The sequence below is a fragment of the Enterobacter sp. 50793107 genome (assembly GCF_001463365.1).
Lineage (GTDB): Bacteria > Pseudomonadota > Gammaproteobacteria > Enterobacterales > Enterobacteriaceae > Enterobacter > Enterobacter cloacae.
Genome location: NZ_LNII01000151.1, coordinates 1 through 19,797 on the forward strand (window position 1 = coordinate 1; position 19,797 = coordinate 19,797).

A 19,797-nucleotide genomic window follows, 5' to 3' on the forward strand; every position below is an offset into this window, starting at 1 on the left:
TGATGAGTTCCGCGCCTGATGAACCTCCAGAAAATATACGGCTTCAATGAGCCTTTCCGTTTTACAGGTTCCTCAACAGGCCGGTGGGCCGTTAGTATCATCAATATCAGTATTCGCAAAACCAGATCAGTAATTCTTTAAACCGGTGTATTTCTGCCGTTATGCTACATAAGTTTGCTGTCGTGCCGTTAGGGCCCAGGCTATTCTGGCCAGCTTGTTTGCCAGAGCACAAGTGACGACAAAGTTGCTTTTCCGGCACAGTAAATCCCTGACCCAATCGGCCAATTTGCCAGACTGGTGTTCCAGTTTTTGTATGAATACCCTGGCACATTGAACCAACAAAGTTCGGATCTTTTTATTACCTCGCTTACTAATTCCCAGCAATGTCGTCCTACCTCCCGTGCTGTACTGCCGAGGTACAAGCCCTGTTGCCGCCGCAAAGTCACGGCTGCTGGCGTACTGCTTCCCGTCGCCAATCTCAGTTGAAATAGTACTCGCTGTCAGTGTTCCGACGCAGGGAATGCTCAGCAAGCGCTGTCCAACCTCATCTTCGTCCAACTTTCGTTTCAACTGGGATTCCAAATCTTTAATCTGCTCAACAAGATAGTGATAATGCTGTTGTAATTTCAGCAATAACTGGCTGAGGTAAAGAGGCAAACTATTATCCTCAAGAATGGTACTCAGTCGGCTAATAACGGCAGCTCCTCGGGGAACGCTAATGCCAAATTCCAGCAGAAAAGCATGCATTTGATTGGTTGTTTTTACCTTATCCTGAACCAGGGATTCACGGACACGATGCAGAGCCCGCATTGCCTGCTGAGATTCCGTTCTGGGCTGCACAAAACGCATAGACGGACGCGATGCAGCTTCACAAATAGCTTCGGCGTCGACAAAGTCGTTTTTATTGCTTTTAACGAACGGGCGGACAAATTGTGGTGATATCAGCTTTGGGGAATGCCCCAACTCTTCCAACTTGCGTGCCATAAAGTGAGAACCGCCACAGGCTTCCATTGCGATGGTTGTAGCGGGGCATGTCGCCAAAAATTCGATCAACTTTGGCCGGGTAAATTTTTTACGGTAAACAGCCTTCCCGCGACGATCCTGGCAATGAATATGGAAAGAGTTTTTACCCAGATCGATACCAATGAGCGCAATGTTTTCCATGATAGTTCTCCGAATGAAAGCCTGTCCTCAGCATAATACCGGGAAGGAGGGAGTGACCATCTCATTAAATACAAACCGCGAATACCCCTGAGATAACCACCAACAATAAAGCGTCAGCAGTCACTTTATAACAATAAAACCGGCCACTATGTCCTTCCTGTTCATCAGGAGGGAGGCCTTTCTGTACCTGATACATGGACAAATTATGAAAAGAATCATTACTGTACTGATCGTGTCGTCTGTGTCCTGCCCGGTATTTGCCGGGGCTTATGTCGAAACCCGCGAAGCATACAATACGGCCTCTGAGCTGCACGAGGTGATCCTGCGTGCAGGCTATAACTTCGATATGGGCGCGGGGCTGATGTTCACCAATGCCTATAACGTGGGGAAATGGGATGAGCTTAAGCACAGCTATAACGAAATAGAGGGGTGGTATCCGCTCTTTAAACCCACCGACAAGCTCACCTTCCAGCCCGGCGGATTGATTAACGACAGCAGCGCAGGATCGGGTGGTGCGGTCTATTTAGATACCAATTATAAATTTACGGACGGGTTCAACCTGACGTTCCGCTATCGCTATAACCATAACAATTACGATACGCCGGACTATAACGGGCAGATGGATAAGAACGATACGCATGAGTTTGCTAACTACTGGAATTTCAAAGTGACGGATGCGTTTTTTTATACCTTTGAACCGCACTTTTTCCAGCGGGTGAATGATTACCACAGCAAAAATGGCAAAGATCATCACTGGGAAATTACCAATAAATTCAGCTACAAGATCGACAAAAACTGGCTGCCATATCTTGAACTGCAGTGGCTGGACAGATGGAATGATTACAACCGGGAGCAGTACCGGATTCGCCTGGGATTGCGGTATTCGTTCTAATAAAAAAGCCGCTGAGCAATCAGCGGCTTTTTACTGCCGGGCGGCGCATGCGCTTACCCGGCTAACGGAATGACCGTATTACTCTTCTTTCGCACCGCGCATTGCACGTTTACGATCGTTCTCGGTCAGGTGACGTTTACGGATACGGATAGACAGTGGAGTCACTTCTACCAGTTCGTCGTCATCGATGAATTCCAGAGCCTGCTCCAGCGTCATCTTGATCGGTGGAACCAGAACCGTTGCTTCGTCAGTACCGGACGCACGCATGTTGGTCAGTTTCTTACCGGTCAGGCAGTTTACAGTCAGGTCGTTAGAACGACTGTGAATACCGATGATCTGGCCTTCATACACTTCAGCACCGTGACCCAGGAACAGCTTACCGCGATCCTGCAGACCGAACAGCGCAAACGCAACCGCTTTACCCTGACCGTTAGAGATCAGCACGCCGTTGTTACGCTGGCCCACTTCACCCGGACGTACGTCGTCGTAGTGGCTGAAGGTGGAGTACAGCAGACCAGTACCGGAAGTCATGGTCATGAACTCAGAACGGAAGCCGATCAGGCCACGGCTTGGGATCACGTAGTCGAGACGTACGCGGCCTTTGCCATCTGGATTCATGTTTTTCAGGTCGCCTTTACGCTCACCCAGAGCCTGCATCACAGAACCCTGGTGCTGCTCTTCAACGTCCAGCGTTACGTTTTCGAACGGCTCTTGTTTACGGCCGTCGATTTCGCGGAAGATAACTTTCGGACGGGAAACCGCCATCTCGAAACCTTCACGACGCATGTTTTCGATCAGAACAGACAGGTGCAGTTCACCACGACCGGATACGCGGAAGGCATCAGCGTCTTCCGTTTCTTCAACGCGCAGCGCAACGTTGTGCACCAGCTCTTTGTTCAGGCGGTCAAGGATCTGACGAGAGGTAACGAATTTACCTTCTTTACCACAGAACGGAGAGGTGTTGACGTTGAAGAACATGGTTACAGTTGGTTCATCAACAGACAGGGCTGGCAGCGCTTCCACGTTCTGCGGGTCGCAGATGGTGTCAGAGATGTTCAGCTCGCCCAGACCGGTGATCGCGATGATATCGCCCGCTTCAGCCAGATCGCTGTCGATACGCTCCAGACCCAGGTGAGTCAGCACTTTGCCCACTTTACCGTTACGGGTTTTGCCTTCGCTATCGATGATAGTAACCTGCTGGTTCGGCTTCACTTTACCGCGTTTGATGCGGCCGATACCGATAACGCCAACGTAGTTGTTGTAGTCCAGCTGGGAGATCTGCATCTGCAGAGGACCATCAAGATCAACATCCGGAGCCGGTACGTGATCGACAATCGCCTGATACAGCGGGGTCATGTCTTCCGCCATATCTTCGTGATCCAGACCCGCAATACCATTCAGCGCCGAAGCGTAGATGATAGGGAAGTCCAGCTGCTCGTCGGTCGCGTCAAGGTTAACGAACAGGTCGAACACCTGATCAACAACCCAGTCAGGACGTGCGCCAGGACGGTCAACCTTGTTGATAACAACAATAGGCTTCAGGCCATGGGCAAATGCTTTTTTGGTCACGAAACGCGTTTGCGGCATTGGGCCGTCAAAGGCGTCAACCACCAGCAGCACGGAATCCACCATGGACATCACGCGCTCAACTTCACCACCGAAGTCGGCGTGCCCTGGGGTATCAACGATGTTGATGCGGTAGTCATTCCATTTGATAGCGGTGTTTTTCGCGAGGATGGTAATCCCACGCTCTTTCTCCAAATCGTTGGAGTCCATCACACGCTCTTGAGTTTCGGCACGTGCATCAAACGTACCGGATTGCTGCAGCAGCTTATCAACCAGGGTAGTTTTACCATGGTCAACGTGCGCGATGATGGCGATGTTACGCAAATTTTCGATCACAACTTTGCCTCAGGCATTAGAAATAGCGCGTTATTGTACACGGATTAATCGCACTACAAAACAGGATCACAAACATCCCCCGCAAACAAGTATTGCAGAGATGCTTTGTGATCGCTTTCACGGAGCGTAAAAAGGGCACTTTAACGAAAATTGCACCAATATGGTGCTCAGTGTTCACACTGAAGCACTATACTGGTGCAACATAACCATTGTGGTGCAGCACTTTTGCACTATGGTGCGCATGATAACGCCTTTTTGGGGTGTTTTAAAAGTTGGCACAGATTTCGCTTTATAAAAATACGGCAAAAAGATGGCCTCATAGCCACCTTGATAGAAGTTGAAGACCTCGTTACCACGACGACAATGACCAATCTGGAGAGTTAAGTATGTCCGCTGAACACGTTTTGACGATGCTGAACGAACATGAAGTGAAGTTTGTTGATCTGCGCTTCACCGATACTAAAGGTAAAGAACAGCACGTCACTATTCCTGCTCATCAGGTAAACGCCGAATTCTTTGAAGAAGGCAAAATGTTTGACGGCTCCTCCATTGGTGGCTGGAAAGGCATTAACGAATCTGACATGGTTCTGATGCCAGACGCGACCACGGCGGTCATTGATCCGTTCTTCGAAGAGCCAACCCTGATCATCCGTTGCGATATCCTCGAGCCAGGCACGCTGCAGGGCTACGACCGTGACCCACGCTCCATCGCTAAACGTGCAGAAGAGTACCTGCGTTCTACCGGCATCGCAGACACCGTTCTGTTCGGGCCAGAGCCAGAATTCTTCCTGTTCGATGACATTCGTTTCGGTGCCTCTATCTCTGGCTCCCACGTGGCTATCGACGACATCGAAGGTGCATGGAACTCCTCCACCAAATACGAAGGTGGTAACAAAGGTCACCGTCCTGGCGTGAAAGGCGGTTACTTCCCGGTTCCTCCGGTCGATTCTTCACAGGACATCCGTTCCACCATGTGTCTGGTGATGGAAGAGATGGGCCTGGTAGTTGAAGCTCACCACCACGAAGTGGCGACTGCTGGTCAGAACGAAGTGGCAACCCGCTTCAACACCATGACCAAAAAAGCGGACGAAATTCAGATCTACAAATACGTTGTGCACAACGTTGCACACCGTTTCGGTAAAACCGCGACCTTCATGCCAAAACCAATGTTTGGCGACAACGGTTCCGGTATGCACTGCCACATGTCCCTGTCCAAGAACGGTACCAACCTGTTCTCTGGTGACAAATATGCAGGTCTGTCTGAGCAGGCGCTGTACTACATTGGCGGCGTAATCAAACACGCTAAAGCGATCAACGCCCTGGCGAACCCAACCACCAACTCTTACAAGCGTCTGGTCCCAGGCTACGAAGCACCTGTTATGCTGGCTTACTCAGCGCGTAACCGTTCTGCTTCCATCCGTATCCCGGTGGTGGCTTCTCCTAAAGCGCGTCGTATCGAAGTGCGCTTCCCGGATCCAGCAGCTAACCCATACCTGTGCTTCGCAGCACTGCTGATGGCTGGTCTGGACGGTATCAAGAACAAGATCCACCCAGGCGAAGCGATGGACAAAAACCTGTATGACCTGCCGCCAGAAGAAGCGAAAGAGATCCCACAGGTTGCAGGCTCTCTGGAAGAAGCCCTGCAGGCACTGGACGCTGACCGCGAGTTCCTGACTGCGGGTGGCGTGTTCACTGACGACGCTATCGATGCCTACATCGCCCTGCGTACTGAAGAGAACGACCGCGTGCGCATGACTCCGCATCCGGTTGAATTCGAACTGTACTACAGCGTTTAAGTTACAACGGGTTTCGCGCCACCCTTCAGGCGCGGCCCCGAAAGCTTTTTTTTGTTGCCGTGGAAACTTTCAGCCCATCTCCGGATGGGCTTTTTTCTCCACCAACAACCTGATCTCACGCGCTTTTTACGACGAAAAAGCTATACTGCACTAAATTAGTGCAACCAACTCCAGGAGACTGCTGAATGGCAACTGGCACGCTGCCCGATGCTGGGCAGATCCTCAATTCGTTAATTAACAGCATTTTGCTGGTCGACGACGAGCTGGCTGTTCATTACGCCAACCCGGCGGCGCAGCAACTGCTCGCCCAAAGCGCACGCAAACTGTTTGGCACTCCGCTGCCAGAATTATTGAGCTATTTTTCGCTGAACATTGGCCTGATGCAGGAAAGTCTGCAGGCCGGTCAGGGGTTCACCGATAACGAAGTGACGCTGGTGATCGACGGGCGCTCGCATATTTTGTCGCTTACCGCGCAACGCCTTCCTGAAGGGCTGATCCTGCTCGAAATGGCGCCGATGGACAATCAGCGCCGACTGAGCCAGGAGCAACTTCAGCATGCGCAGCAAATTGCTGCCCGCGATCTGGTGCGGGGCCTGGCGCATGAAATCAAAAACCCACTGGGCGGATTACGCGGGGCGGCGCAGCTGTTAACCAAAGCGCTGCCGGACCCTGCGCTGGCGGAGTATACCAACGTCATCATTGAACAGGCCGACCGTCTGCGTAACCTGGTTGACCGCCTGCTCGGGCCGCAACAGCCGGGTATGCACGTCACCGAAAGCATTCATAAAGTGGCTGAACGGGTGGTGAAGCTCGTCTCAATGGAGCTGCCGGAGAACGTTACGCTGGTGCGTGATTATGACCCCAGCCTGCCGGAACTGGCGCACGATCCGGACCAGATTGAGCAGGTCCTGCTGAATATTGTGCGTAATGCGCTGCAGGCTCTGGGACCGGAAGGCGGCGAAATCATTTTGCGTACCCGTACCGCATTCCAGCTCACCTTGCATGGCGTGCGCTATCGGCTGGCGGCACGCATCGACGTTGAGGACAACGGGCCGGGGATCCCATCTCATCTGCAGGACACCCTGTTCTACCCGATGGTCAGCGGTCGCGAAGGCGGTACCGGGCTGGGATTATCCATTGCCCGCAGTTTGATCGATCAACACTCTGGAAAAATTGAATTTACCAGTTGGCCGGGACATACCGAGTTTTCGGTTTTCCTGCCGATTAAAAAATAAAGGTGACGTTTATGCAACGAGGGATAGTCTGGGTAGTCGATGACGATAGCTCCATCCGTTGGGTGCTTGAACGCGCGCTCACAGGGGCGGGATTAAGCTGCACGACGTTTGAGAGCGGCAGCGAAGTGCTCGACGCACTCACCACCAAAACGCCGGATGTTCTGCTGTCGGATATTCGTATGCCGGGTATGGACGGGCTGGCGCTTTTAAAGCAGATCAAACAACGCCACCCTATGCTTCCGGTCATCATAATGACGGCACACTCCGATCTGGATGCCGCCGTTAGCGCCTATCAGCAAGGGGCATTCGACTACCTGCCCAAGCCATTTGATATCGACGAAGCGGTCGCGCTGGTTGAGCGCGCCATAAGCCATTACCAAGAGCAGCAACAGCCCCGTAATGCGCCCGATTTCGGCCCTACCACGGACATCATTGGCGAAGCACCGGCTATGCAGGATGTGTTTCGCATTATTGGCCGTCTGTCGCGTTCATCCATCAGCGTACTGATCAATGGCGAATCGGGCACCGGTAAAGAGCTGGTCGCGCACGCCTTACATCGCCATAGCCCGCGGGCAAAAGCGCCGTTTATCGCCCTGAATATGGCGGCTATCCCGAAAGATTTGATTGAATCCGAACTGTTCGGCCATGAAAAAGGCGCCTTTACCGGGGCGAATACCATTCGTCAGGGCCGCTTCGAACAGGCTGACGGGGGGACGTTATTCCTGGATGAAATTGGCGATATGCCGCTGGATGTTCAGACCCGTCTTCTGCGCGTGCTGGCTGACGGACAGTTTTATCGCGTAGGCGGTTATGCGCCGGTGAAAGTGGATGTACGCATTATTGCCGCGACGCACCAGAACCTGGAGCAACGCGTGCAGGAGGGAAAATTCCGTGAGGATTTATTCCATCGCCTGAACGTCATCCGCGTCCATCTACCGCCGCTACGTGAACGTCGCGAAGATATCCCTCGCCTGGCGCGTCACTTCCTGCAGGTCGCCGCGCGTGAACTGGGCGTAGAAGCCAAACAGCTTCACCCGGAAACCGATGCCGCCCTCACCCGCCTGGCCTGGCCGGGTAACGTGCGTCAGCTGGAAAATACCTGTCGCTGGCTCACCGTCATGGCCGCCGGACAGGAGGTCTTGATTCAGGATCTGCCGGCCGAGCTGTTTGAAGCAACTGCCCCTGAAAGCAGTACGGGCCATGCGCTGCCGGACAGCTGGGCGACGCTGCTGGCGCAGTGGGCCGATCGCGCGCTGCGTTCCGGTCATCAAAATTTGCTCTCTGAGGCGCAGCCGGAGATGGAACGCACGCTGTTAACCACCGCGCTTCGTCATACGCAGGGCCATAAACAGGAAGCAGCCCGCCTGCTGGGGTGGGGACGTAATACCCTGACGCGTAAGCTTAAAGAGCTGGGAATGGAGTAATCTGCACCGCTGTGTAAAGATTACTAATTGAGCGCAAATTGCCGTTATTTTGCGCTTTACTGTGTCGATGAGTTTTGTATGATCGTGCCCGGAAATTGGGGGTGAACATCATGCTGGAAACATTAGTACATATGCTCTCTAGCGGAGCCGCAGAAAGCCACACGCCGCAAACCGCAGTTGCTGCAGTGTTGTGTGCGGCGCTGGTTGGTCTGTTTAGCTAGCGGGTAAAAATGTAAAAGCCGGGTGGCGGCTTCGCCTTACCCGGCCTACGTTTCATGCTTTTGCGGCTTAAATCACCCGCGAGAACTGCTGCATACGCGCTTTCTGCCGAAGGTAAGCGTCAAAGCACATGCAGATATTACGAATCAATAAACGTCCTTTCGGCGTGACCTCAATCGCATTCTCCGACACATCCACCAGCCCGTCCTTCGCAAGCGGTGCCAGCAGCTTCAGGTCTTCTGCAAAATAATCGCTGAAGTGCAGATCCCACTGCGACTCAACGTCGCTGAAATCGAGACGGAAGTTGCAAATAAGCGCCTTAATCACATCACGACGAATGCAGTCGTCACGTGTTAACGCGATGCCGCGCCACAGCGCGTTGCCCTTTTCATCCACCTGCTGATAGTAGAGCTTCAACTCTTTCTGGTTTTGCGCGTAGCAATCGCCAATCATGCTGATGGCGGAAACGCCCATCCCCAGCAAATCGGTATCGCCCTGGGTGGTATAGCCCTGGAAATTACGGTGCAGTACCCCTTCGCGCTGAGCAACAGCCAGCTCGTCATCCGGACGGGCAAAGTGATCCATACCGATAAACTGATAGCCGGTCTCGGTCAGCGAGGTAATGGTTTCCTGGAGAATATCCAGTTTCTGTTGAGCAGAAGGCAGATCGGCATCTTTGATTTTGCGCTGCGCGGCAAAGAGCGTCGGCAGATGCGCATAGTTGAACACGCTCAGGCGGTCCGGGTTAAGTTCAGCCACGCGTTTCAGCGTAAAAGCAAAGCTCTCCGGCGTCTGCTTTGGCAGGCCGTAAATCAGATCGATATTGGTTGAGGTGAAACCAATTTCACGCGCATGGTTGAGTAAGGCAAAGATAAATTCTTCGTCCTGTTCACGGTTCACCAGACGCTGGACCTCTTTATTGAAGTCCTGAACGCCCATACTCAGGCGATTGAAGCCTTCGGCACGTAAATGATCCAGCACATCCAGCTCAATTTCACGCGGATCGACCTCGATCGAGATTTCGGCGTCGTCATTAAAATGGAAATTGCTGCGAAGAAGCGCCATCAAACGGCTGATCTGCGCTTTATTCAGATAGGTTGGCGTACCGCCGCCCCAGTGAAGCTGGCTGACATGACGGCCAGTAAACAACGGCGCGCGATGCAAAATTTCCTGCTCCAGCGCATCCAGATACTGATCGGCTTTATGCTGCTGACGGGTGACAATTTTATTGCAGCCGCAGAAGTAGCAGAGCTTATGGCAGAACGGAATATGGACGTAGAGCGACAGCGGGCGCTCTGGATAGCGCGCGACGGCCTGCTGAAAATCACCCTCACCGAAGGCATCGGAGAACTCCAGCGCGGTGGGGTATGAGGTATAACGCGGCCCGGAATAGTTATATTTCTGGATCAGGGCCAAATCCCAGTCGATAGATGGTACAGACATGCTCACTCCTTCCGTTGGTGTCGCGTTCGTATACGGCGGCCCGTTTTGGCCCCGTTGCGGACCATCATTCGGGTGCGCAGCCACTTCTGTCGCCGCGACAACCGCCGTAGTTTAACGAATAACCACACCAGATAACATATAACCGGAAGGGTTATAAGCAGGACTATCGTTCCTGCCGGGTGCAAATGTTAGTTTCCACCCTTCAGAAGACGCATCATATCTTCCTGCTTTTCGTCTTCTTCTTCATCTTCGTCATCGTCGTATGACAGGCCCAGCTTCTGCATCAGTTCGTCGATGCGATCCAGTTTGGCATCCACCCATGACTGCTCTTCAGCGGTCAGGGTTTCACCCTCTTCAAGACGTTCCAGCAGCGCGTCCAGGCGCTCATCGTTCTCCAGCAAATCCAGCTCAGCCTGCGGTGAAAGCATAGGTTTCTCGCTCTTTGGTTTGTGCTGCTTAGTGACCGGGGTGTCTGTCACGCCCAGTGGAATGGGAGTTTTACTGCCGATACGTGGATCTTTCTGCGGCTTATTTTTAGCAGAAGCGCCAGATGCACCGCCACCGTTTGCACGGCTACCCGCAGCATGACCGCGATGTTTTTTTTCGCGTTTGCGATCGCGCGCTTCCTGGTTCAGTTCTTCGCGCGTTTTGCGGCGTGCTTTGGCAGGGCGTTTCGCGCCCGCTGCGGAGGTCGGTTTTTTCATGATGTTTTATCTTTAAGTCGTTTTCTTCAGTATAGAATTGCGGCGAAATCTAGCAGAAAGCAAGCAAAGAAAAAAGGCGACAGAGCAATCTGTCGCCTTTTTTCCTGACTCATAACCCTTAACGGGTCAGACATTCCGTGTTTGCCTACAACAAACCCTGTTTATCCGTTGGCTGATACCGTCCGTGATACGGTTCCTTTTCCTGTTAAAACGCCTCCAGGCGCTGGTCATCCTGACAATCCTGCGTCTTCGCCTCCTGGCGCTCCTGACCCTTATCCCTAAGTCATTATCCTGTTGGCATCCCCGCCTTGACGCACACTTTACCTTGTTCATTTAAACTAACAAGCAACGAAAGGGTACAAAAACGGATTTTCAGATAATCACTCAATATTAATCTTATGATTTAAAACAGTTTGTATTTTTTTACACCTGCGATTTCTCTGAAATTTCTCATAACATCTATAGCCGATGTCTCACATCGGCCAGGGCTTAAGCCTACAGACCAGGTGCAATCAAAAAAGCCTTTTGCCTGCATTCAGGTATAATCCCCCGCAGATTACGATTTTTGGAGACGACCACGTGACTACCTGGAACTACCAACAGACGCATTTTGTCACCAGTGCGCCCGATATTCGCCACCTGCCCTCTGATACCGGCATCGAAGTGGCCTTTGCTGGCCGCTCGAATGCGGGGAAATCCAGCGCACTGAATACGCTGACCAATCAGAAGAACCTGGCGCGTACCTCAAAAACACCTGGCCGTACCCAGCTGATTAACCTGTTTGAAGTGGCCGAAGGCAAACGCCTGGTCGATTTACCGGGGTACGGTTACGCGCAGGTACCAGAAGAGATGAAGATCAAGTGGCAGCGCGCGCTGGGTGAATACCTGGAAAAGCGCATGTGCCTGAAAGGCCTGGTGGTGCTGATGGATATTCGCCACCCGCTGAAAGACCTTGATCAGCAGATGATCGACTGGGCTGTGGCAAGCGATATTGCCGTTCTGGTGCTGCTGACAAAAGCGGATAAGCTGGCGAGCGGCGCGCGTAAAGCGCAGGTGAATATGGTTCGTGAAGCGGTACTGGCATTCAACGGAGATGTGCAGGTTGAAGCGTTCTCCTCGCTGAAAAAGCAGGGTGTGGATAAGCTGCGTCAGAAACTCGACAGCTGGTTCAGTGAGCTGGAGCCCGCAACAGAAGCGGAAGAAGAGTAATACCGTGCGCGGCCATGGCCGCGCTTTTTTTTGTCCGAAATTTTCTTTGCCGCAATAAAAAACGCCCCAGTCATTACTGACTGGGGCGGCTAAAATATTCAGCCAAATCCGATTACGTGAAGTAAAAGGTCTGAAAGATAGAACATCTTACCTCTGTACCCTACGCCGCTAACTCTACCCCTTTTTTTGCTGCAGAAAAAGCACTTTTTGTAGTTTTTTTTCATTCTTTACATAGGGAATTCTAATGATCGTCACAAAACGCACGTCGTTATGTTGCTAACTTACATAAAAAGCGCGTTATTCGCCGAACCATTAGTGAGCCTGATCCCAGTTTTCACCACTTCCCACTTCCACCAGCAACGGCACATCGAGTTTCATGCTGTTTTCCATCAGTTCGTGGATCGTCTTCGACACGCTATCGAGATCGTCTTTGTGCACTTCGAACACCAGTTCATCGTGTACCTGCATGATCATTTTCACGCGCGGTTTCTCTTTTTCCAGCCAGGCATCCACGGCGATCATCGCGCGCTTGATGATGTCAGCTGCGGTTCCCTGCATCGGGGCGTTGATTGCAGCACGTTCTGCCCCGGCACGGCGCGCCGCGTTGCTGGATTTAATGTCGGGTAAGTAGAGACGACGACCGTCCAGGGTTTCAACGTAGCCTTTTTCCTTCGCCTGCGCGCGGGTGCGTTCCATATATTCCAGTACACCCGGATATCGCTCGAAGTAGAGATCCATATACTTCTGCGACTCTTTACGCGGAATATTGAGCTGGCGTGAAAGACCGAAGGCGCTCATGCCGTAAATCAGGCCGAAGTTGATTGCTTTCGCGCTGCGGCGTTGCTCGTTTGTCACGCTGTCCAGCGGCAGACCAAAGACTTCCGCAGCGGTTGCCCGGTGGATGTCCTTCCCTTCGGCAAAGGCCGTCAACAGGCCCTTATCACGCGAGAGGTGCGCCATAATGCGCAGCTCGATTTGCGAGTAGTCAGCAGAAACAATCAGATAGTCATCAGGTGCAATAAACGCCTGACGAATGCGACGCCCTTCTTCATTTCGTACCGGAATGTTCTGCAGGTTCGGATCGGTCGAGGAGAGACGTCCGGTGGCCGCCACAGCCTGATGGTATGAAGTATGCACACGACCCGTTTTCGGGTTGATCATCAGCGGCAGCTTATCGGTGTAAGTCGATTTCAGCTTTGCCAGACCACGGTACTCCAGAATGACTTTGGGCAGCGGATAATCCAGCGCCAGCTCCTCCAGCACCTCTTCAGAGGTGGACGGTGCGCCGCCAGGGGTTTTCTTCAGCGGTTTGATCCCCTGCTTTTCAAACAGAATGGTTTGCAGCTGTTTTGGCGATGAGAGGTTAAACGGCTCACCGGCAAGCTCATGCGCCTTTTGCTCCAGTTCGGTCAGACGCTGGGCGAGTTCGCCCGAGTGGTTATGCAGTACCGTCGGATCGATTTTTACGCCGTTGCGCTCGATGCGTGAAAGAACAGGTACCAGCGGCATCTCAATGTTCTGAAACACATTCAGCGGCCCTTCGTGCTTCTGCAGTTTTGGCCACATCTTCAGGTGCAGCTGCAGCGTGACGTCGGCATCTTCTGCCGCATAGCGTCCCGCCTCTTCCAGCGCTATCTGGTTAAAGGTGAGTTGATTTTTGCCTTTACCGGCAATCTCTTCAAACGTGATGGTTTTGTGCTTCAACCAGCGGTCAGACAGGGAGTCCATATCATGACGACCTGCTACGCTGTCCAGAATGTAGGATTCCAGCATGGTATCAAACGCGATACCGCGCAGCTCAATACCGTAGTTTTGCAGAATACCGCGATCGTATTTGAGGTTTTGCCCCACCTTCAACGCATTGTCGTCTTCCAGAATCGGCTTCAGCAGTTCCAGTACGCGTTCGCGAGAGAGTTGCTCCGGTGCGTCCAGGTAATCGTGCGCGACGGGAACATAGGCAGCGATACCCGGCTCTGTCGCAAAGGACAGGCCCACCATATTGGCGGTAATGTTATCCAGGCTGTCGGTTTCCGTGTCGAAAGCAAACACCGGTGCTTTTTTCAGTTTCTCGATCCAGGCAACCAGCTGTGACTCTTCAAGAATGGTTTCGTAGTGCTCAAAAGAGAGCGCTGCGGCTTCTTCTTCAGCCTGATCGTCGGCATCAATGACAATCGTCTCTTTTGGCTTCGCAGCCGGTTTGGCGCCTTTTGCCTGCAGCCATTTACCGGCTTCCACGTCGGTGGTCCAGCGCTTAAATTCGTATTTCTTAAACAGGCTCAGCAGGTCATCCGCAGACGGTTGTTGCACCTCAAGCTGCTCACATCCCAGTTCCAGCTCAACATCGGTTTTAATCGTCGCCAGCTTATAGGAGAGATAAGCCACCTCTTTATTCTCTTCCAGCTTCCCGGCCATGGTTTTTGCGCCACGGAAGGAGAGCCCGGCGATTTTGTCAGACTCTGCATACAGCGTATCCAGCCCGCCCAGTCCCTGAAGGAGTGCCTGTGCCGTTTTTTCGCCAACGCCTGGCACGCCTGGGATGTTATCCGATGAGTCGCCCATCAACGCGAGGAAATCGATAATCAACTCTGGCGGCACGCCATATTTTGCGACCACCTCTTCAGGGCCGAGGATGGTGTTGGTCATGGTGTTAATCAGGGTGATCCCTGGCGTCACCAGCTGCGCCATATCTTTATCACCAGTACTGATGAGAACCGGACGGCCCATTTTTTCGGCTTCACGCGCCAGGGTGCCAATGACGTCATCCGCTTCCACACCAGAAACCGCCAGCAGTGGCAGCCCCATCGCTTTCACCATCGCGTGCAGCGGCTCAATCTGCGCACGCAGATCGTCAGGCATTGGCGGACGGTGAGATTTGTAATGCTCAAATAACTCGTCGCGGAAAGTTTTGCCTTTCGCATCAAAAACGACTGCCGCGTGGGTTGGCTGATACTGAAGGATCAGGCTACGCAGCATGTTAAGTACACCGTACATCGCGCCGGTGGGTTCTCCTGCGCTATTGGTCAGAGGAGGAAACGCATGATACGCCCGATACAGGTAAGAAGAGCCGTCGACGAGAATAAGAGGGTTTTCTGGGATCTGAACCATAATGTCCGTGCCTTTAATCAATTTATGACTAAAGGATGCCACAGAAGGATGAAAACATCAGTTATTAGCGCCTGATACAGGAAAAGATTTTACGATCGTGAGGATCGCTCGCAAAATTCAAACTGTGGATAAGTTTGTGAATACTTTCACTTCATATGACTAACAAAGGCAAAAAAAGCGTAAAGACACATAATTATAATTTATTTATCAATTAGTTATATAAGGACAGTGATTTACATTGCTAGCTAATGAGAATATAGCATATGTGGATATATGCCCGGTTTGCTGCGTAATAGTAGTGAAATCTTCTGCAGCGAGATGCTGCCTGTCAACTCTCCGTATGAAAGCCCCATTATTTTGTCTGATTTCTGATAAAATCAGCGCCCTGCACCGGATAGTCGGTCGCTAACTTACAGCTAACCATTTGAAAAAGCTCATCATGTCGAGATTGCTCGCTGCAATAACATTACTGTTAAGCATCATTTTAACTATTCTGGTAACGATCGCCTGTTCTGTACCGATCATCATCGCCGGGATAATTAAACTGCTGTTACCTTTGCCTACGGTTTGGCGAGCCGTGTCGGCGTTTTGTAATTTCATGATGTACTGCTGGTGCGAAGGGTTGGCCATCCTGCTGCGCCTGAATCCTCACCTGAAGTGGGACGTTGAGGGTCTGGAAAGACTCAACAAAAAGAACTGGTATCTGCTGATCTGTAATCATCACAGCTGGGCCGACATCGTGGTGTTATGTGTGCTGTTCCGTAAGCATATCCCGATGAACAAATACTTCCTGAAGCAACAGCTGGCCTGGGTACCGTTTATCGGCCTGGCCTGCTGGGCGCTGGATATGCCGTTTATGAAACGCTATTCGCGCAGCTATTTGATTCGCCACCCGGAGCGGCGGGGTAAGGATGTGGAAACGACGCGTCGTTCCTGCGAGAAGTTTCGCGCACATCCGACAACGATTGTGAATTTTGTCGAAGGCTCGCGGTTTACAGAAGAGAAGCGTCTTCAGACTCGCTCCCCTTATCAGAACCTGCTGCCACCCAAGGCGGCGGGTATTGCCATGGCGCTTAACGTGCTGGGGGCACAGTTCGATAAATTACTGAACGTGACGCTCTGCTATCCGGAAAACGATAAGACGCCTTTCTTCGATATGCTCAGCGGCAAGCTGACGCGTATCGTGGTTCGTGTCGATCTGGTGCCAATTGATACCGAACTGCATGGGGATTACGTTAACGATAAGAACTTCAAACGTCGTTTCCAGCTTTGGCTTAATACGCTCTGGAAAGAGAAAGATGAGCAGATAGAGAACATCAAAGCTTCAAACAAAAACGCCGGTCATTGACCGGCGTTTTTATATCATTGGGTTTACTTCTTCTCGACCAAGTATTTCACGGTGTCTGCGTACTGCTGTACGAAGATATCCATGCTGCTGGTGTCCATGCCCTGCATGTTCAGCTGATATTTGCCGTTAACATACATCGCCGGAACGCCCTGGAGCTGCAGATCGGCTGCGGCTTTTTCCTGTTGAGCAACCAGCGATTTCACGACAAAGCTGTTCCACGCGGCGTCGTAGTCTTCACCTTTCACGCCTGCGTCAACGAACACTTTACGAATATCTGCTGCGGTCTGGACGGTCTGGGTTTTCTGCACCGCTTCAAACATAGGGGAGGTGATCTTATCTTCCACACCCAGCGCAATCGCAACCGCCCACGCCTGGGTCAGGTCTTTACCCAATGGGCCCAGGAACTCAACGTGGTATTTGGTCATTTTGGTGCCTTCCGGCAGCTTTTTCTTCACGTTGTCAGCAACATGCAGCACCTGCTCAAACTCATAGCAGTGTGGGCAATAGAACGAGAAGAACTCGAGAACCTGTGGCTCGCCAGCGACGGGCTTGTCCAGCGTGATGTACTGTTTGCCGTCGGTAAACTGTGCAGCAGAAGCGCTAAATGCCAGAATCATACCTGCCAGCGCCAGCCAAATTTTTTTCATGATTAACTCTCTCCTGGGTGTGTCCAATTAATACATCGGCGTTAGTTGCAGTGGGGGTTCCTGAAGAACCTTAACCTGCTCAGTAAATGTGGATATCTGGCTGCGCCAGTAATCCTCTCCGGTAAGCCACGGGAAATTACGAGGAAATGCGGGATCATCCCAACGCCTGATTAACCATGCGAGATAATAAACAAAACGCATCGCACGTAAAGGTTCTATCAGGGCAATTTCGTCTGAATTAAAAGGGCTAAACTCTTCATAGGCTTCAATAATCGTTTCAAGCTGCATACGTTGCTCGGCTTTGTCGCCGTTGAGCAACATCCACAAATCCTGCACTGCAGGCCCCATCCTCGCATCATCGAGGTCAACAAACAGAGGGCCATCGCGCCAGAGAATATTCCCGGCATGACAATCACCATGCAAACGCAGGACAGAAATATCATCGCGCCAGCAGGCTTTTACCGCCCCAATAAGTTTATCCGTCGCGCTGAGAAACGCGTCCTTTAACGCAGAGGGAATAAACGCTGAGGTTTCGAAGACCTGGCGGGGTTCAATAAGGTATTCCTGAATTCCGATAGTCGGGCGGGCAATAAACGACGTTTTGCGTCCCGTCTGGTGGATGCGCCCCAGATAGCGGGCGACCCACTCCATTTGGTCGATATTATCCGCTTCAAACTGGCGGCCACCCAGACTGGGAAATACGGCGTAATAGAACCCTTCGTGCGTAAGGAGCGTTTGGTTATTGAATTTTATCGGTGCGGCAACAGGAACTTCATCATTCAGTAAATCGTGAGCAAACTGATGCTCTTCCTGAATTTGTTCAGCGGACCAGCGCTTGGGGCGATAGAACTTAACAACGAAGCGCTGACGATCCTCGTCCTGGAATTGATAGACGCGGTTTTCGTAGCTATTTAGCGGGGTTAGCCCGGAATCCACCCGAATACCCTGCTCAAACAGCGCATCCATAATGGTATCCGGGTGTAATGTCTGGAAAGTAAAAGCCTGGTCGTTCATCCGATCATCCGGAAATTATACGAATGATTCAGGATATCATCTTGTAGCGATTTCGGTGCCGCCGCTTACAAGCTTTTACTCTTTAATTACGCCTCGGGCGCGCAGCAATGCGGTTTTAAAATCTTCCTCATAATCTTTCTGAATACCAGGAATAACAGCATCTTTGGCAGTGTCACGCATTTTGAGGTGATAGATCAGGATGTCGTCAGAAAGGTCTGTCAGTTCACCTTCAAAACCTGACTCTTTCGCCAGTTTCTGTAAAAATTGCATCAGATTCAGCTCTGGCTCTTTTTGCCAGGCTGGCTGGAGGAGTTCAATGACTTCATTCAGACGTTTACATTTCATGGTGGTGCTCCTTTCATTTAGAGTGACACGTTAGCAGGGTCAATCCCACAATAAAAGAGGCGATATTCGTGAATCCGGGTCAGGAAATCATCGGAGTGGTTCTGGCGGGTGGCAGGGCAACGCGCATGGCGGGAAAAGATAAGGGGCTTCAGCAGCTTAACGGTAAGCCACTTTGGCAGCATGTTGCTGACACGCTTGCAGATCAGGTTGCGGCAATGGCCATCAGTGCCAATCGCCATATCGATATTTATCAGCGCAGCGGATACCCCGTTTATCAGGATACTCTTGGGGATTACCCAGGACCGTTGGCCGGCATGCTCTCGGTCATGCAGCAGTCTGAGGCAGAGTGGTTTGTTTTCTGCCCGTGTGATACGCCGTTTATTCCCTCCTGCCTTGTCGAGCGTCTCGTGCAATTTCGTGATGGTGCACCGGTTGTCTGGGTGCATGACGGTGAGCGCGACCATCCTGCTATTACGCTGATTCATAGATCATTAGTTCCAGCGCTGCAGGATTACCTGACGGCGGGAGAGCGAAGAGTCATGGTGTTTATGCGTCAGTCAGGCGGCCATTCCGTTGATTTTAGCGACTGGAAGTCTGCATTTGTGAACGTGAATACGACGGAAGATTTACAGACCATGCAGGAGAAAAAATGACGCCTGTTTTAGCTATCGCCGCCTGGAGTGGTACCGGGAAAACGACGCTGCTCAAAAAGCTGATACCCGCACTTTGTGCCAGAGGCATCCGCCCTGGGCTGATTAAGCATACCCACCACAATATGGACGTCGATAAACCGGGTAAAGACAGCTATGAACTGCGTAAGGCAGGTGCCGCGCAAACCATGGTGGCAAGTCGTGAGCGGTGGGCATTAATGACGGAAACGCCCGATGAAGCACCGCTGGATCTCGCGTATCTGGTCAGTCGGATGGATCACTCCACGCTTGATCTGGTGCTGGTTGAGGGGTTTAAGCATGAGGCCGTTGCAAAGATCCTGCTGTTCAGAAACGATGCCGGGCATGATGTTAGCGAGTTAACGCTGGATGAGCATGTCATTGCGGTGGCCAGCGATGTCGCTCTCGATGTTGAGGTTCCGGTGCTGGATTTAAATGATGAGGATAAGATTGCTGAGTTTATTGTGGGGTGGTGTGCGGTCTGATGCCCTCTCCCGCAGGAAGAGGGCGAAAAACAAAAGTAAAAAACCCCGCACCTTACGGTACGGGGTTCTTCTTATTTGATGCCTGGCAGTTCCCTACTCTCACATGGGGAGACCCCACACTACCATCGGCGCTACGGCGTTTCACTTCTGAGTTCGGCATGGGGTCAGGTGGGACCACCGCGCTAAAGCCGCCAGGC

At 51.9% G+C, this 19,797-nt stretch carries 17 protein-coding genes and 1 rRNA gene; 9 read left to right on the plus strand and 9 right to left on the minus strand.

Features of this window, described 5'->3' with window-relative positions:
* Positions 1-159 precede the first annotated feature (159 nt).
* Entirely contained in the window at positions 160-1,164 is a 1,005-nt protein-coding gene (locus tag APU11_RS19415; protein WP_000427623.1) for an IS110-like element IS4321 family transposase, read from the minus strand.
* A gap of 205 nt (positions 1,165-1,369) precedes the next feature.
* Here APU11_RS19415 and ompL point away from each other — a divergent pair, with 205 nt between their 5' ends.
* A complete protein-coding gene (ompL, locus tag APU11_RS19420) occupies positions 1,370-2,056 on the plus strand; it encodes a porin OmpL (protein ID WP_013099374.1) in 687 nt (228 codons plus the stop codon).
* A gap of 78 nt (positions 2,057-2,134) precedes the next feature.
* Here the strand turns inward: ompL and typA are convergent, their stop codons facing one another.
* On the minus strand, positions 2,135-3,958 hold the full coding sequence (gene typA / locus APU11_RS19425) for a ribosome-dependent GTPase TypA (protein ID WP_008501854.1): 1,824 nt from the start codon (positions 3,956-3,958) through the stop codon (positions 2,135-2,137).
* A 386-nt stretch (positions 3,959-4,344) separates the two neighbouring features.
* Here typA and glnA point away from each other — a divergent pair, with 386 nt between their 5' ends.
* The 4 genes from glnA (at position 4,345) to APU11_RS28515 (ending at position 8,634) form a co-directional block, all read left to right on the plus strand.
* Positions 4,345-5,754: a glutamate--ammonia ligase gene (glnA, locus tag APU11_RS19430; protein WP_013099376.1), complete on the plus strand. Its 1,410-nt coding sequence runs from the start codon at positions 4,345-4,347 to the stop codon at positions 5,752-5,754.
* 185 nt (positions 5,755-5,939) lie between these two features.
* The gene (glnL, locus tag APU11_RS19435; RefSeq protein ID WP_008501857.1) at positions 5,940-6,989 is read left to right on the plus strand and encodes a nitrogen regulation protein NR(II); all 1,050 of its coding nucleotides are present in this window, start codon (positions 5,940-5,942) and stop codon (positions 6,987-6,989) included.
* A gap of 11 nt (positions 6,990-7,000) precedes the next feature.
* Positions 7,001-8,413 (plus strand): nitrogen regulation protein NR(I), encoded by a 1,413-nt coding sequence (gene glnG, locus APU11_RS19440; protein WP_013099377.1) that lies wholly within the window; start codon positions 7,001-7,003, stop codon positions 8,411-8,413.
* A 110-nt stretch (positions 8,414-8,523) separates the two neighbouring features.
* Positions 8,524-8,634 (plus strand): YshB family small membrane protein, encoded by a 111-nt coding sequence (locus tag APU11_RS28515; protein ID WP_032618432.1) that lies wholly within the window; start codon positions 8,524-8,526, stop codon positions 8,632-8,634.
* A 67-nt stretch (positions 8,635-8,701) separates the two neighbouring features.
* On the opposite strand, the gene hemN is transcribed toward APU11_RS28515, so the two are convergent.
* Entirely contained in the window at positions 8,702-10,075 is a 1,374-nt protein-coding gene (gene hemN / locus APU11_RS19450; RefSeq protein WP_013099379.1) for an oxygen-independent coproporphyrinogen III oxidase, read from the minus strand.
* Positions 10,076-10,263: 188 nt separating this feature from the next.
* Positions 10,264-10,779 (minus strand): Der GTPase-activating protein YihI, encoded by a 516-nt coding sequence (gene yihI, locus APU11_RS19455; RefSeq protein ID WP_013099380.1) that lies wholly within the window; start codon positions 10,777-10,779, stop codon positions 10,264-10,266.
* 579 nt (positions 10,780-11,358) lie between these two features.
* Here yihI and yihA point away from each other — a divergent pair.
* Positions 11,359-11,988, plus strand: a complete 630-nt coding sequence (yihA, locus tag APU11_RS19460) for a ribosome biogenesis GTP-binding protein YihA/YsxC (protein ID WP_020686870.1) — start codon at positions 11,359-11,361, stop codon at positions 11,986-11,988.
* Positions 11,989-12,300: 312 nt separating this feature from the next.
* Here yihA and polA read toward each other — a convergent pair whose 3' ends face one another.
* A complete protein-coding gene (gene polA / locus APU11_RS19465) occupies positions 12,301-15,093 on the minus strand; it encodes a DNA polymerase I (RefSeq protein WP_020686869.1) in 2,793 nt (930 codons plus the stop codon).
* A gap of 439 nt (positions 15,094-15,532) precedes the next feature.
* Here polA and APU11_RS19470 point away from each other — a divergent pair, with 439 nt between their 5' ends.
* On the plus strand, positions 15,533-16,441 hold the full coding sequence (locus APU11_RS19470) for an acyltransferase (protein WP_013099384.1): 909 nt from the start codon (positions 15,533-15,535) through the stop codon (positions 16,439-16,441).
* A gap of 23 nt (positions 16,442-16,464) precedes the next feature.
* Here the strand turns inward: APU11_RS19470 and dsbA are convergent, their stop codons facing one another.
* From dsbA to APU11_RS19485, 3 genes are all read right to left on the minus strand, one after another.
* Positions 16,465-17,088 carry a thiol:disulfide interchange protein DsbA gene (dsbA, locus tag APU11_RS19475; protein WP_013099385.1) on the minus strand — a complete coding sequence of 208 codons (624 nt, stop codon included), beginning with the start codon at positions 17,086-17,088 and terminating at the stop codon, positions 16,465-16,467.
* A 27-nt stretch (positions 17,089-17,115) separates the two neighbouring features.
* Positions 17,116-18,102, minus strand: a complete 987-nt coding sequence (locus APU11_RS19480; RefSeq protein WP_040020369.1) for a serine/threonine protein kinase — start codon at positions 18,100-18,102, stop codon at positions 17,116-17,118.
* A gap of 75 nt (positions 18,103-18,177) precedes the next feature.
* The gene (locus APU11_RS19485) at positions 18,178-18,447 is read right to left on the minus strand and encodes a YihD family protein (RefSeq protein ID WP_045901556.1); all 270 of its coding nucleotides are present in this window, start codon (positions 18,445-18,447) and stop codon (positions 18,178-18,180) included.
* Between the two features lie 68 nt (positions 18,448-18,515).
* On the opposite strand from APU11_RS19485, the gene mobA reads away from it, so the two are divergent.
* Together mobA and mobB are read left to right on the plus strand one after the other, a co-directional pair.
* Entirely contained in the window at positions 18,516-19,100 is a 585-nt protein-coding gene (gene mobA / locus APU11_RS19490; RefSeq protein ID WP_013099388.1) for a molybdenum cofactor guanylyltransferase MobA, read from the plus strand.
* Positions 19,097-19,600, plus strand: a complete 504-nt coding sequence (gene mobB / locus APU11_RS19495) for a molybdopterin-guanine dinucleotide biosynthesis protein MobB (RefSeq protein ID WP_058650930.1) — start codon at positions 19,097-19,099, stop codon at positions 19,598-19,600. The genes mobA and mobB overlap by 4 nt, the downstream gene beginning before the upstream one ends.
* Positions 19,601-19,680: 80 nt before the next feature.
* Here mobB and rrf read toward each other — a convergent pair.
* Positions 19,681-19,796 (minus strand): 5S ribosomal RNA (gene rrf / locus APU11_RS19500).
* Position 19,797: the final 1 nt, after the last annotated feature.